Genomic DNA, 15,077 nt, shown 5'->3' on the forward strand with positions numbered 1-15,077 from the left:
CTCGCTTCCCCCTTCTTTTCACTGCCTAGCTTAATCAAAACTGACGCCCAATAAGGCCAGCAGTCGGTTTAATTCATCCGCCGATTGGTACGGAATTTCAATCTTGCCCCGGTGCGGCTGCGTCCCGCTAAAGGCGACCTTGGTGCCAAAGCGCCGTTGCAATTGATCCGCAGCTTCCTTCAGGTAAGGATCGACTGGCGCTGCGGGGCGAGGAGCCTGCGGTTTAGCCGCTGGCTCATTTTGCCGGGCCACCATTTCTTCCAACTGGCGGACCGTCAAGCCTTCCTTGACCGCCCGTTTGGCCAACGCCACTACCGCCGCCTTATCTTTTAAGCCCAAGAGGGTCCGGGCTTGGCCCATCGATAATTGTCGTGCTTCCAACAACTCCTTGACGGCCGCTGGCAAGCCCAGCAAGCGGAGGTAGTTGGCAATGTAGGGCCGTGACTTGCCCAGGCGGGCGGCGACTTCGGCTTGGGTCAAGTGCAGCTTGTCGAGCAACATTTGGTAGGCTTGCGCTTCTTCCAGTGGCGTCAGATCTTCACGCTGCAAGTTTTCCAGTACCGCCACTTCCATCATTGCGGCATCATCTAAGGGCCGCAAAATCGCTGGAATCGTGGTTTGGTGGGCGATTTCTGAGGCCCGAAAGCGCCGCTCCCCGGCGATTAATTCGTAACGGGCGACCTGCGGGTTCGGCTGGCGGACAATCACTGGTTGAAAGACCCCGTTAGCCTGAATCGACTGCGCTAATTCCGCCAGCGCCACTTGATCAAAGCTGCGCCGCGGTTGGTAGGGGTTGGGGCGGATGGCCATCAAGGGGAGGTCAATGATCGTTTCTTGCTCCTGTTCACTTTGCGCCACGAGGGCTGCCATGTGTTTCTTTAACCGTAACCGTTTCTTTCCCTTTGCCATTACTTTTCTCCATCCTGGTGATCCGTTGCTTGTGGCTTAACCGTAATCGTCAGTTGGTAACCATCCGGCAGCTTCTTTTGCCGGACTGTGGTCTTAAAGCCGTTATCCTTGACCAGTTTCACTGATTTTTTAATCGTGTTCAGAGCAATTTGCGGATCGCTGACGCTGATCTTAGCCTTCTTTTTGGGTGCCGCCTTTTTAGCTTGGGGCTGCTTAACCGGAGCGGAGGCGGTGGCTGGGGCCGGAGCGGCCGAAGCTGGCGCCGGCGTGATTGAGGCCGCCGAAGCCGCCGGGGTTGGTAACACTTCTCCTTGCAATGCGGCGACCGCTTCTTCCGTTTGCCGGACCGTCAGCTTTTCATTGACCACCCGCATCAAGAGCTTGCGTTGTTGGTCGTCGGTCAAGCCGAGTAAAGCCCGGCCGTGCCGTTCAGTAATCAAGCCATCCAAAATTGCGTTTTGCACCGGTTCAATCAGGTTTAACAAGCGCAACTTGTTGGCGACCGCCGATTGGCTCTTGCCCACCCCTTTGGCCAAGGCAACTTGAGTCAGTTTGTTGAGGTCCATCAGCTTCTTGTAGGCCCGCGCTTCTTCGACCGAACTCAATTGTGAGCGTTGCAAGTTTTCAATCAGCGCCAAGGAAGCGGACTCCTTGTCGCTCATCTTTTCAACAATTGCCGGAGCGGCTTCCCAGCCCAACAATTCCATCGCGCGGAACCGCCGTTCTCCGGCAATGATTTCATACTTAGCCGCCTTGTATTCGCGTAAAATAATTGGCTGCAAGAGGCCGTGTTCTTCAATGGTATGAGCTAACTCTTGGATTTGAACCTTATCAAAGACTTGGCGCGGTTGATAGCGGTTGGGTTCAATCTGCTTGAGGGGAATCTCCACCACTTGATTTTTGGTATTGGCCGCCTTGGCGCCAAAGTTAAACAATGAAAATGCCATCTTTTCCTCCCTATGCTTGCTTCTTAACCAATCTAAGCCAATGGTTTTTTGGCCGGCAACCCGGGCCGCCGCGGATACTTTTGTGGGGTGGCAGCGACCTTATCAATAATAATCAGGTTGCGTTGTTCTGGTTCCGGCTGGGTTGGCAAGACCAATTGCATCGTCGAGCTGACCTTACCCCCAGGGTTTGAATGGCGCCTTGGGCCGCTTGCAGTTCATCATCGGCCGCCGCAGCCTTGTACGCTAAGAATTCACCGCCAACCTTGACCGCCGGCAGGCAAAGCTCACTCAAGACACTCAAGCGGGCCACAGCCCGGGCCGTTACCAAATCAAATTGCTCCCGGTAGCGACTTTGCTTGGCACTGAACTCTTCGGCGCGCCCGTGCACCAATTCAACGCCAGTTAGCCCCAGTTTAGCCACCAAGGCCCGCAAAAAGTCAATCCGCTTATTCAACGAGTCCACGATCGTGACCTGGAGCTGGGGAAAGGCAATCTTTAGCGGCAAGGACGGGAACCCCGCCCCGGCCCCAATATCACACAGGTGCCACGGCTGGTCTTTCAACTGCGGTTCAGCAAAGGCCCCCATCAAGGAATCATAAAAGTGCTTGAGGTAAACATCTTCCTTGGCCGTAATCCGGGTCAGGTTCAGGTGTTGATTAACTTCAATTAAATACTGATAGTATTGTTCAAACTGCGCCATTTGGTCGGCGTTCAAGTTAACGCCCATTTGCGCTAAGGCGGCTTGAAATTGTTCTGGCTTCATTTACTTCGTCCTTTCCGTGGAACATTCAGTGTTTCACGTTCTTTGATAACTTTATCTTATTTCCCACCCCAATTCAACTCCTGACGCCATTTCCCGGGAAATAATCTTAATATGTAAAAAGCCCCGCCTACTTGGCAGAGCTTTGTGATCCCTAGTTCAGTTTACTTCATGTGGGAAACTTCATCCAGGAACCATTGGTTAAAGGCAGCGGCATCGATGTCAACGCAGACCTTAGCGTTGGTCTTACCATCGTGGTAAGCCCCCCGGATGTCGGCCACCATTCCCCCGATCGCCGGCCCGGAAGTTTGAATGTCCACCCACAGATCCTTAGTTTGGTAAGCTTCTGGGTGCAGCAGGTAGAAAATCGTGTTGACGTCGTGCATCGGGTGCCCTGCTTCCGTAACGTCATTGTAGTTGTTGATCAAGCCGTAGAGCATCTTCCCGGTTTCATTCATGTCCTTGAGTTGGTTCAAGGTATCCGGAGTGATCAAGGCCTTCAGCGTCACGTCGAGCCCAACCGTCACAATTGGAACCCCCGACTTGTACATAATTTCCGCCGCGTCTGGGTCCGTAAAGACGTTGAATTCGGCAATGCTGGTCATGTTCCCACCGGAGATGGAGCCCCCCATCGCCACGATTTCCTTAATGTGGGACTTCACTTCTGGGTATTGCTTGAAGAGCAAAGCAATGTTGGTATATGAACCCGTTGGGACCAAGATCACTTCGTCTTCCGCCATAATTGCATCGTGCAAGGCCTCAACGGCGGACTTGGCAATTGGTTCACCATAGTCATCCCCAAAGTCATAACCTTCCATCCCGGACGCCCCGTGAATCCGCGCCGCATCTTCAAACGGCTTGATCAGCGGTTCCTTAGCCCCTGCGGCAACCGGAATTTCTTGGTCTTTACCAAAGAAGTGCACAATCTTCAAGGCGTTGGCCGTCGTCTTATCAACCGTCACGTTCCCGGCCACGGCCGTGATCAGCTTCAGGTCGATTTCCGGATCATTGATCGCCATTGTCAAAGCAGCAGCGTCATCAATCCCTGGGTCAGTATCCATAATAATCTTCATCGTCATCAGAACTACTCCTTTTTGCTTATCCGGCTGCAAAACCGGTTCACCCGGGCTTCACTTTTGCAACCGCTTTTAAATTTTCAGTCAAAGAAAGGGCCGCTAAACAGCAGCCCTATGCTTATGCCATGATTACCATACAAAGAGGCCAACAAAGGCTGCTGAAAGCAGAGATACTAAGATCCCGGACAGCAGAAGGTAACCAACGTTTTGTGCGATGTAGTCGTTGTCTTCCTTACCAACCAGACCTTTGAAGGCCCCGATGATCATCCCCAGGGTCCCAAAGTTAGCAAAGGAAGTGATAAAGGTGGTCAAAACAGCCTTCAAGTGTTCTGGGTAGTGCGCGATAGTACTCGTAACTTCACCCATAACAACGAATTCGTTGGTAACCAACTTCATCCCCATGTATTGTGCCAATTTCCAAGCTTGGTCGAGCGGCAAGCCCATCAACCAGGAGAATGGGAACATGATAACCCCCAGGATCGCTTCCAAGGAGATTGGCTTGCCACCCAGCGGCTTGCCGAAGAGGGCCAAGAGGGCGTCGATCAAAGCAGCCAAGGCCACAAAGGCAACCACGTTGGCAATGATGATCAAGATCAGCTTACCAGCGCCCAAGATGGAGTCACCCAAGAAGCTGAAGAATGGTTCCTTCTTCCCGTTTTCGTTGGTCTTCACCGTTTCAATCGTATCTTCTTCTTCAGACACGGTCACTGGATTCAACATACTCGTCGCAATCAAGGAGTTCACGATGTTGATCGGCACCGCCGCCAGGATGAATTGCCCTGGCATCATGGCGATGTAGGCCCCTAAAATGGAAGCCGTCACACAACTCATGGACATCATGGCGATCGTCAAGTTCCGTTCCTTGGTCATCTTGCGCAGTTGCGTCCCGGAAATGGCCAGCACTTCCGTGTTCCCTAAGAACATCATTTCAACGGCAAAGAAGGATTCGAACTTTGGTTGACCCGTCAGGAAGGACAAGCCCTTCCCGATCCACTTGATGATCCAAGGTAAGACCCCGATGTAAGTCAGGATGTCAAACATTGGAACAATCATCAATACTGGCATCAGAGCAGAACAAATAAAGTTCAAATTCTTTGCGTCGTACCAACCACCAAGGGCAAACTTGGTCCCTTCGGCAGAAACAGCAACAATCCAGGCAAACCCATCGGCTGCGGCCTTAACCCCGGCCCGCCCAGCAGCAGAACCCGTCAGGAACCAAGCCAACAGCAGGTTCAAAACCACCATGATGGCAATTGCCTTCCAGTTAATCGCCTTCTTGTTCTTGGAGAACAGGAATCCCACACCCAAGAAAACAATCAACCCAAGCACGTTAATTGCAAAATACATGGATCTAACACCTTTCTTAAAAATACATGGAATAAATGCAATTTGTAAGTTCACTAACGCTAAGTAAGCGTTTGCAATAACTTACCACTGCCATTAATATACCGGGTGTTAACAAACTTGTAAACCCACTGAAATCTACCAACTTTGTGAAATTCTCACGGTAGTTTTTCTGAACGTTCGTCGATACACCGTTTTACCCATTGAATGGAACCGCCTCCGTGGCGAGAACGTTTTCACAAAGTCCCGTAAGAAAATTTTAAAATTTTTCTGTCAGGCACCGGTCTAAACCGATTCTACTCGATGAACCCAGCCTACATTGACACAAACATTCTAGCTTTTAACCAGCAGTTTTTCCGGGCAACGCAAAACCACCCCGCTTGGTAGCCAAACGGGGTGGTTACGGGGAAAGACTAAGTGCCGTTGAGGTAGTAATATCATTTGAATCATCAATTATCTTAAAACTTTAACTTGCCAAATCATCTCGCATGTTAAGGGGGTCATGCCCTAGATAAGATTACAGACACTCGACATTAGTCTTTAGGAATTTAAATGGGTTGGTATGGGGTGAGTTTCGCTTGCGGTATCCAAGCTAATCTTCTTGGCAACGGTTTCAGCTTTCCTCACTGTTAGTATATGATAACTGAATCAAAAGGTCTAACAAAACGCCTTGCCTCCGCCCCAATTTTTTTGCAAAAAAACGCCCCACAACCGTGAGACGTTGCGAAATTATTTACTCCACTTCCGCGAGACCACAAAGAGGACCACGAAAAAGAGCAGCGAAATGATCAAGGATAACCGGGTCGCCGGAATAAAGAGCAAGATGATCAAAACGCCAATGAAAAAGGCGATCGTCAACCAGCTGGTGTAAGGAAAACCCGGCATGGCAAATTGGTTGCCGGCCGGGTGCTGGGCCCGGTATTTGATGTGGCACCACAAAATGATCAACCACACGATGATGAAATTAATCGTTGAGACCCCGGAAATCAAATTAAAGATTCCCGCTGGCACGATGTAGGTTAAGATCACGACCACAAAGAGAATTAATGAAGAAAAGCGCATCGCTTTGACCGGGACCGCCTGCCGACTCAGTTCTTGAAAGGCCTTGGGACCGTTACCCCCTTGGGCTAAGGAGTACAAGGACCGGCTGGTCGAAAAGATCGAACTGTTCGTCGCCGACATCGCGGCTGTCAAGACGACAAAGTTCAAGATCCCCGCCGCTCCGGTGATTCCAATCCCCGCAAAGACCTGCACGAAGGGACTGGAACTGACCTTGATGTCGTGCCAGGGGTAAACGGCCATGATCGCCAGCATCGAACCGATGTAAAAGAGCCCAATCCGGACCGGCAAGGTGTTGATCGCCTTGGGGATGTCTTCATCCGGGTTGGCGGTCTCCCCGGCCGTCAAGCCGACCATTTCAATCCCGACAAAGGCAAAGACCACCATTTGAAAGGACATCAAGAACCCCACGGCCCCCTTGGGGAAGAAGCCCCCGTAGTTAACCAAGTTGGCCAGGCTGGCCGGACCACTGGCGGTCTTGGTGTGCAAAGCGACCATCGCCAAGCCGACCACGATCAAGGCCACAATCGCCAGCACCTTGATCATCGAAAACCAGGTTTCTAATTCACCAAACAAACCAACGTTGATCATATTTACCAACATCAACAAGAGTAAGATTACCAATGGTCCCACCCACTGGGGCAGGCCGGGGAACCAGTATTGCAAGTAAATCCCGGTGGCCGTCAGGTCGGCCATCGCCAACGTCAGCCAACAAGACCAATAGGCCCACCCGGCGACAAATTCCATCCGGTCCCCCAAGTATTCCTTGACTGAATCAATGAAGGAATGCTTGGACGGGTCCGCCAACAGCAGTTCCCCTAACGCCCGCATCATAAAGAAACAAAAAATCCCGACGATCAGGTAGGTCAAAATAATTGAGGGCCCCGCCGCTTGGATCGCACTCCCGGACCCTAAAAACAACCCGGTCCCAATCGCGCCCCCGATGGCAATCATCGTAATGTGGCGACTCTTTAACGCCCGCGACAAGTGCTGCTCTTTCGTATGTTCTTGTGCCATAAGCTTCGCTCCTCTCTTTGCCAGGTAAATGAAAATTAAAAACGCCCCCAGCTTCATCAGCCAGGGACGTTGATCACGCGGTTCCACCCAAGTTTAAGGTCTAAGCAGACCTCCTCTTGGTCGATATTGGAACCACCCATTTTTTACTCTCAATGCCATGGGCCAATCGCCGGTTTACAGCTCCCCCGGCTCTCTGGAGATTGGCAACGTTAATTTCATTCAATGCTCAACTGCGCAGTTGATGTTCCCCATTATAACGGTTTGCTTGCAATTGTCAAACGCTCAGCAGGTTAAACATTCAAGACTTTGTCCAAGAAACTCTTGGTATCAGGCTGTTGCGGGTGATCAAAGATTTCTTCGGGCGTCCCTTGTTCTTTAATCACGCCATCGTGGAAGAAGACGACCCGGTCGGCCACCCGCTTGGCAAAGCCCATTTCGTGGGTCACGACCACCATCGTCATCCCTTCTTTAGCCAGGGCTTGCATCACTTCCAATACGTCACCGACCATTTCCGGGTCTAGGGCGCTGGTCGGTTCGTCAAACAGCATCACATCGGGTTTCATCGCCAAGGCACGGGCGATGGCGACCCGTTGCTTTTGCCCCCCGGACAAAGTCGTCGGGTTGACATCGGCCTTATCTTTCAGGCCCACAATGTCTAAGTAATGCAAAGCCGCCGTCCGCGCTTCTTCCTTGCTCATCTTATTTAGCTGCACCGGAGCCAACATGATGTTTTCGGCCACCGACATGTTAGGGAACAAATTGAAGTGTTGGAAGACCATCCCGATGTTTTGGCGCACCAAGTCAATGTTGGTCTTTTTGTCGGCAATGTCGTATCCGTCCACGTAGACGTGGCCGCGGTTCGGTTCTTCCAGCTTGTTTAAGCAGCGCAAGAAGGTACTCTTCCCACTCCCCGACGGGCCGATCATGCAGACCACTTCGTTGGGTTTGACGTTGAGACTAATCCCCTTTAAGACCTCATTATCGCCGTAACTCTTGTGGAGGTCTTGGACTTGAATTTTGTATTGTTTATCCATAATTTAGGCCAACTTTCTTTGTACGTAATTCGATAACCAAGTCAACAGTGTAATGATCACGATGTAGATGACCCCAATGATCAGCCACATCTTGAACCCTTCCATGTTCCGGGAAATGATCACCGTCCCAGTTTGGGTCAGTTCCATCACCCCGATCGCCGACAGGATCGACGTATCCTTGAGGGTAATAATAAATTGGTTGACCAAAGATGGCACCATGATCTTGATCCCTTGTGGCATGATAACCTTCCGCAGGGCCTTACCGTACGGCAACCCTAAGGAACGGGCCGCTTCCCATTGGCCACGATCGACGGCCTTAAAGCCCCCTTTGACGATCGCCCCAACGTAGGCCCCTTCATCTAACATCAAGGTCAAGACCCCGGCGGTAAACAGCGGAACCTTGTGGCCAATCACACTTGGCATCCCAATGTAAATAAAGAAGGCCAGCACGATCATTGGCATCCCCCGGAAAATGTAGATGATCGTCGCCGACAACCACGGGAAGAACTTCCCGTCGGCAATTCCCATCACCCCGAGGACGACCCCGAAGACCAGGGCTAACGCCGCCCCGACCAACGTCAGTTCCAGCGTGGCGACTAACCCATCCCACAGGGCACCCTTATTCGCCTTCAACAGACCCATGATCGTCCGTTGCGCAGCGCCGTCCGTCTTGGTCCCGGAACCCTTGGTGTACTTATCAAGCAGCTTTTGCATCCGGCCGGTCTTTTCCATCCAGGTAATCCCGTCATTGAGCTTTTGGAGCAATTCTTGGTTTTGCCCCTTCTTGACCCCCATTGCCACTGGTTGGGAATCAACGGCCTTGGTGATCACCTTCAGCTTCATCCCGTTACGAATCCCGTACCGCAAGACGGGTTCGTCATCAAAGGTCGCGGCTGAATTACCGTTTTGAACATCGGACCACATTGTGTTGTCCGTCTTGTAGTACTTAAGCTTAAAGCCGTACTTTTTGGCAATCGACTTGGCATAAATTGCCCCACTGGTCCCGGCTTTGACCGCGACCGTCTTGCCCTTCAGATCCTTCATCGACTTGATCGGGCCATCTTGGGCGACGGCCATCACAACCCCCGAGTCGTAGTAAGACTTGGTGAAATCAATCGTGGCCTTCCGTTCATCAGTCACGCTCATCCCACCCATGGAAGCATCAATCTGGCCGGCTTGTAGGGCCGTCAAGGTCGCATCAAAGCTCATCACCTTGAGGTTGTACTTGAAGCCTTCGTGCTTGGCAATCTGTTGAAGCATTTCAATTTCGATCCCCGGGTTCTTGCCTGTATAAGTCCCCTTGTTGTTAGGAATTTCAAAGGGTTCGAAACTGTCTACAGTCCCAATCGTGTAGGTTGGTTCAGCCGCGTGGACCGGCTGGGCGTGGCCCAACCCCACTCCAATCCCGACGGCAACCGTCAGTCCCATCAGCATGTTTCTCAGCCAATGTTTGCTCATTTTGCGCCACGCTCCTTTACTTAATTTTCTTAATTTTTGTCGTTGGGTAATACTCTAGCACGGCCCGCGTCCAATTGTAAGAAAGCCCATCAGATTGCGTTAATTAAAAAGTTGTAATCATTTTCTCACCACTTTTTTAAAATTATTCTGCGCTTTTACTTAACTTTTTTAAGCGCACCAATTAGAGTTGACAGCCCGCCCTAAACAGTGTTTAATGAGCTTAATCAGATTGCATCTCAGTAGGTGGCGGTTCCCTGGTCCAGAGAGTTGGCGGACGCTGCAAGCCAACCCACAGCCGTACAGTGAATTACAATGCAATTTTTCAGTACAAAGCGGTTGAAATGAAGGCACGCACCAGCGTGTAAAATTGGGTGGTACCACGATCACAATCGTCCCAAGGCAAAGCCTTGGGACGATTTTTCATTGCAACCGCAATGCAATTACAAACGGAGGATTTTACCATGAACATTGTCGATGAACTCAAGTGGCGCGGCGCCTTAAACCAAGTCACGGACGAAGAGGGCTTAAAGGCCCTGACGGAAGAAAAGCAAATCAGCCTCTACTGCGGGACGGACCCGACGGGCGACTCATTGCACATCGGGCACTTGATTCCCTTCATGATGCTGAAACGCTTCCAGTTGGCGGGTCACCACCCGGTCATCATCATCGGGGGTGGGACCGGTGCGATTGGGGATCCGTCGGGCCGCAAGACCGAACGGACCCTGCAGACCGAATCGCAGTTGGAACACAACAAAAAGGCCTTAACGGCGCAAATGGTCAAGTTGTTTGGGACGGAAAACTTCACGATTGTCGACAACTACGAATGGTTAAGCCAATTTACGATGATCGACTTCCTGCGTGACTTTGGGAAGCTCTTTAACGTCAACACGATGTTAAACAAGGAAGTCGTCGCTTCCCGGCTGGCCTCCGGGATTTCCTTTACCGAATTTACCTACCAAATCTTGCAAGCAGTCGACTTCTTACACCTCTACCGCCACAACGACGTGCAATTGGAAATCGGGGGCTCGGACCAGTGGGGGAACATCACGGCCGGCATCGACCTGATTCACCGGACTGAAGGCGCGGACGCCAAGGCCTACGGGCTGACGATCCCATTGATGCTTAAGGCCGACGGGACCAAGTTTGGAAAGACGGCCGGGGGCGCGGTCTGGTTGGATGAAAAGAAAACCTCGCCGTACGAATTCTACCAATTCTGGCTCAACCAAGACGACCGCGACGTGGTCAAGTACCTCAAGTACTTCACCTTCCTCAGCCACGAAGAAATCGACGACCTGGCGGAAAAAGTCGCCAACGAACCATGGAAGCGGGAAGCTCAAAAGCGCTTAGCCGCCGAAGTCACGACCTTTGTCCACGGAGGAGCTGCGACCCAACAAGCAATCAAGATTTCCCAATTGCTCTTCTCTGGCAACGTCCAAGACCTGAGCGTGGACGAAGTCGAACAAGCCTTTGCCGGGACGCCATCCGTCACAGTCAGCGCAAACGAAGCCAACATCATCGACTGGCTGGTCGACACGAAGATTGAACCATCTAAGCGGCAAGCCCGCGAAGATGTCAAGAACGGGGCCATCCGGATCAACGGGGCCAAGGTCACCGACGAAAGTGCGACGATCAACCCGGCCGACCACTTTGACGGCAAGTACGTGATCGTCCGGCGTGGCAAGAAGAACTACACCTTAGCCAAAGTGGACTAATTATTCCCCGGGAAATACCTATTCAAGCAAAAAAGCCTGGCCTGCAAGGGGCCGGGCTTTTTTGCTTGCTGAACCGTGCGGGATCAGCTTCAATCGCAATAATTGTCTTTTATGCAAGACTATTTTGCCGATTTTTTGCCTAACAAGAAAGACAAAAAATGCGGAAAATAGGTTTTATATAGCCTAAGCTCCCTCAAAATATCTGCCCCGCCGAAAGAATTTAAAAAGATGGCATCACGATCCAATCGCTACCCCTGGTTAAGTTTCTACTTGCTGACCGCGAAAAACTGTGATAAGTTCGGGCTATAATTTGACCGGGGCCAACCAAACGGAGGTGTGCGAATAAACAAAGTTAAAAACTTCTGCAAAGAACTCTTGGCGGGCTGGTTAGGGGCCATGACTGATTTAATCGTTGTTATCTTTCTCACCTTACTTGGCCGGAAACGTAAGTAATCCTGAGGCGAGTGATTTGCCCTTGACCCAAACCAAAAGGCGCTGCGCCCACCCAACTGGTGGTTTAACGCAGCGCCTTTTTAGTCCGCCACCGGGAAGAGTGCCAACCGCTACCACGTCCCCTTCGCCCTCAAGAGCGACCGGGTGAAAATCAAGACGATCTACGCCCGCTAGGCGTTACTTGCGATTACTAAGTTTAATTAAAATCCTAGTCCAATAATAATCCCCCAGCCGTGCTACGATTTGTACATGGTTGGGGGATTTTATTTGCCGTTAAGGTAACGCTTTTAGTTGTCAAAGCGCTAGATGCTTTCTCAATCCGCAAAGCACTACTTCGTTATCAAATGGTGGCTACGCAAGTACTGGTGGGCAACGACACTGGCCTTTTGGTGTTTGACGGTCACCGCATAGTTCATCTCTTGCATCTCGTTGGTCGTAATCTGGCCGGCCAATTTATTCAGTTGCTTGACGACGACGGGATGGGTCTTGGCAAAGCGGGCCTTCATTAATGGCGCCCCTTGGTAAGGCGGAAAAAAATGGCGGTCATCAGCCAGAACGCGCAAATGATATTGACGCAGCTGGGGATCGGTCGTATACCCATCCACCAACTCAACTTTCCCCTGTACCAACGCTTGGTAACGCAAGGTGGGTTCCATCGTTTTAACCGTGCCTACCTTCAAATCGTAAGCTTTTTGCAAACCTAAGTAGCCATCCGGTTGCTGGGCAAAATCCGGATCAAACCCCGCCGTGACAGCAGCCTGTTGTTCAACCAGGTCGCTAATCGTTGCTAACCGGTGTTGCTTAGCAAACGACGCGGTAACTGCCAACGCATAGCCATTTTGGTAGGCCATCGGTTTCAAATAAGTCATCCCCTGGCGGGCCAAATACCGTCGAGCCGCCTGATAGGCCTGATCTGGCGACTTGGGGGTCTGCTTTTGCTTAGCGAGTCCCTCCAAGACAGTCCCGGTAAATTCCGGATAGATATCAATCTGATCCCGTTGCAAGGCCGCATACAAAAAACTAGTCCCGCCGAAATTCGGCTTCAAGACTACTTTAGTCTGAGGAGCCGCCTCCTCAATCAAGTCCTTATACATATGGATCAACAGGTTCGGTTCCCCACCCATCTTACCAGCGATCACAATTGTGTCTGGTTGCGAATGAACTAAATGGCGCTGCACAGTTACGGCCCCACCGCATACAAGCAGCCCCGCCAAGACAACCCCACCAATTTTAAGATTGCGGCGTGACTTACCAACCCATTTCAAAACCCCCGCGCTAAGCAACGCTAAGAAGGCGGACAAACCAGCCCCTAACAGCAATTCGCCATTATTATTTTGCTGGATTCCTAACAAAATGTAGGTCCCCAGGCCTCCGGCACCAATCAAAGCGGCCAAGGTCGCGGTCCCAATGATCATCACCAAGGCAATCCGCAAACCGGAAAAGATCAAGGGTAACGCTAATGGCAATTCATAGCGTTTTAGCCGCGTCCACCACGACAAGCCAAAGGCCAACCCCGCTTCTTCCAATTGCGGATCAATCGTGGTCAGCCCCGTATAAGCATTTTGGTAAATTGGCATCATGGCATATAGCACCAAAGCGATAACGGCCGGCACAGTTCCAATCCCCACGATTGGAATCAACAGCCCCAGCAGGGCCAAACTCGGGATGGTCTGAAAAATACCGGTAATTTGCAAAATCAGTTCTCCTAACCGCCGGTGATCTTTGAGCGCCATGGCCAAGGGAAGAGCAATCACAGCTGCAATTAACAACGAAACCAAGGACAAGACTAAATGCTGGCCCAGCGCCGCTACCAATTGGCCTTGCTGGTGAGCGATTAATTTCATTAAGGATTGCATCTCACTTTTCCTCTCGTTTCCCCAGGTAGTGCAATAATTTGGCCACTGGCAAACGGTAAGCCTGCTGGGCGATGGAAAAACAAAGCTCCCCGTCACAAACCGGCAAGCGGAGAATTTCCGCCACCGTTGTCACCAGCGGACCCGCCACGGCCGGTTGAGGTTGCGTCGCCGCCAACAAATCAGTCAGCGTCCCGTAGCGCGGGCGCGCAGAAGCAAAAAAATCACGAACAAAGGCGTTCGCCGGATGTTCAATGATCTCTTGGGGCGTCCCCACCTGCTGCAGCCGCCCCGCGTTGATTACCCCAATCCGATCGCCCAACCGCAATGCTTCTTGCATGTCATGGGTCACAAACAGAACCGTCATACCGTGTTTAGCATGTAAGGATAAGAGCAAGTCTTGCATTTGGCGGCGTAAAACGGGATCTAAGGCACTAAAGGATTCGTCCATTAAAATCAATTGGGGGTTCGTCGCCAACGCCCGGGCAATGGCAACGCGCTGTTGTTGGCCTCCCGAAAGGGCCGCTGGATAACGAGTTAAGTAATCTTTCTCCTTTAAGCCCACAGCAGCCAATAACTGCCGGGCCTTACGTTTCCGCTCGGCTTTGGAACACCCTTGCTGTTCAAGTTGGATAGTCACGTTGTCGGCAATTGTCAAATTAGGAAAGAGGGACGCCGTCTGCAAAACATACCCCATTGACAAGCGCAACTTAGCCAGGTCACTCGCTGCAACGTCTTGCCCGGCCACTTTAACCTGCCCGCTGGTGGGAACCGTCAGTCGATTTACCATCCGAATCAACGTCGTTTTACCACTCCCGCTTGGTCCCACCAGTACAAATAACTCATGGGCACGGATTTTCAGGTTAATGTCAGTTAAGATTTGGTGGTCACCATACCGCATGCCCACCGTACAGTATTCAATCACTTGCCCGCCTCCTTTTCGGCCTGCCGGACCAGGATCGTATCGATCAGATCTTGCAGGGTAGTTTGTTGTAATTTAGCCTTCGCCGCGACTTCCGCTTGGCGGTAATACTCGGTCAAAGTGGGTTGAATGTTGCCGCCCACAATGCAAGCGGGGTTCGTTTTGGGATCAACCGAAAATAAAGGCTTATCTCCTTCAATCGTTAAGTAGACATCAAGCAAGGTGACCACTTCAGCGGGCTTTTTTAACGTTGGATCCGCAAAACCCGGCACCGTTGTCAATAAGCCGCCTTTTTTTAGCTGGGCCATTAAGCGTCGCACTACCACCGGCGAAGTACCGATGCTCGAAGCGATAGTGTCGCTGGATAATTGGACTTTTTCTTTATATATCACAATAAACGCCAAAATATGAATAGCATCACTGAAGCGCGTTGACATTTTCATCGTTAACTCCCGAAACTTTTTTAGTTACATGAATTTTAGCGTCAAAATCCATAATAGTCAATATATATCGCAAATTTAACAGTTAAAAGG

At 51.2% G+C, this 15,077-nt stretch carries 11 protein-coding genes and 1 pseudogene; 1 reads left to right on the forward strand and 11 read right to left on the reverse strand.

The window, feature by feature from the left end; all coding sequences use genetic code 11:
• Window positions 1-30: 30 nt before the first annotated feature.
• The 8 genes and pseudogenes from FC43_RS08665 to FC43_RS08700 all read right to left on the reverse strand — a co-directional run bounded on the left by FC43_RS08665 (window position 31) and on the right by FC43_RS08700 (window position 9,604).
• Window positions 31-909, reverse strand: a complete 879-nt coding sequence (locus FC43_RS08665) for a ParB/RepB/Spo0J family partition protein (RefSeq protein ID WP_056955380.1) — start codon at window positions 907-909, stop codon at window positions 31-33.
• Window positions 909-1,856, reverse strand: coding sequence for a ParB/RepB/Spo0J family partition protein (locus FC43_RS08670; protein ID WP_056955381.1), 948 nt, complete (start codon window positions 1,854-1,856; stop codon window positions 909-911). The genes FC43_RS08665 and FC43_RS08670 overlap by 1 nt, the downstream gene beginning before the upstream one ends.
• A gap of 32 nt (window positions 1,857-1,888) precedes the next feature.
• Window positions 1,889-2,619: pseudogene (gene rsmG / locus FC43_RS08675) on the reverse strand (16S rRNA (guanine(527)-N(7))-methyltransferase RsmG).
• Between the two features lie 161 nt (window positions 2,620-2,780).
• Window positions 2,781-3,695, reverse strand: a complete 915-nt coding sequence (gene rihC / locus FC43_RS08680) for a ribonucleoside hydrolase RihC (RefSeq protein WP_056955382.1) — start codon at window positions 3,693-3,695, stop codon at window positions 2,781-2,783.
• Between the two features lie 126 nt (window positions 3,696-3,821).
• On the reverse strand, window positions 3,822-5,039 hold the full coding sequence (locus tag FC43_RS08685; RefSeq protein WP_019206383.1) for a NupC/NupG family nucleoside CNT transporter: 1,218 nt from the start codon (window positions 5,037-5,039) through the stop codon (window positions 3,822-3,824).
• A gap of 726 nt (window positions 5,040-5,765) precedes the next feature.
• Entirely contained in the window at window positions 5,766-7,112 is a 1,347-nt protein-coding gene (locus tag FC43_RS08690) for an amino acid permease (RefSeq protein WP_019206382.1), read from the reverse strand.
• Window positions 7,113-7,402: 290 nt separating this feature from the next.
• Window positions 7,403-8,146: an amino acid ABC transporter ATP-binding protein gene (locus FC43_RS08695; RefSeq protein ID WP_019206381.1), complete on the reverse strand. Its 744-nt coding sequence runs from the start codon at window positions 8,144-8,146 to the stop codon at window positions 7,403-7,405.
• Window positions 8,147-8,149: 3 nt separating this feature from the next.
• Window positions 8,150-9,604, reverse strand: a complete 1,455-nt coding sequence (locus tag FC43_RS08700; RefSeq protein ID WP_019206380.1) for an ABC transporter substrate-binding protein/permease — start codon at window positions 9,602-9,604, stop codon at window positions 8,150-8,152.
• 461 nt (window positions 9,605-10,065) lie between these two features.
• Between FC43_RS08700 and tyrS the strand changes: the two genes are divergently transcribed.
• Window positions 10,066-11,316: a tyrosine--tRNA ligase gene (gene tyrS / locus FC43_RS08705; protein WP_056955383.1), complete on the forward strand. Its 1,251-nt coding sequence runs from the start codon at window positions 10,066-10,068 to the stop codon at window positions 11,314-11,316.
• A gap of 782 nt (window positions 11,317-12,098) precedes the next feature.
• Here tyrS and FC43_RS08710 read toward each other — a convergent pair.
• The 3 genes from FC43_RS08710 to FC43_RS08720 are packed head-to-tail and all read right to left on the reverse strand — an operon-like array spanning window position 12,099 to window position 14,987.
• Complete coding sequence (locus FC43_RS08710; protein WP_056955384.1) at window positions 12,099-13,625, reverse strand: ABC transporter permease/substrate-binding protein; 1,527 nt, start codon at window positions 13,623-13,625, stop codon at window positions 12,099-12,101.
• A gap of 1 nt (window position 13,626) precedes the next feature.
• Window positions 13,627-14,547: an ATP-binding cassette domain-containing protein gene (locus FC43_RS08715; RefSeq protein WP_082611490.1), complete on the reverse strand. Its 921-nt coding sequence runs from the start codon at window positions 14,545-14,547 to the stop codon at window positions 13,627-13,629.
• Window positions 14,544-14,987: an Rrf2 family transcriptional regulator gene (locus FC43_RS08720; RefSeq protein ID WP_040470004.1), complete on the reverse strand. Its 444-nt coding sequence runs from the start codon at window positions 14,985-14,987 to the stop codon at window positions 14,544-14,546. Before FC43_RS08720 ends, FC43_RS08715 begins: the two co-directional genes overlap by 4 nt.
• Window positions 14,988-15,077: the final 90 nt, after the last annotated feature.

It is taken from the genome of Limosilactobacillus ingluviei DSM 15946 (assembly GCF_001435775.1).
GTDB classification, from domain to species: Bacteria; Bacillota; Bacilli; order Lactobacillales; family Lactobacillaceae; genus Limosilactobacillus; species Limosilactobacillus ingluviei.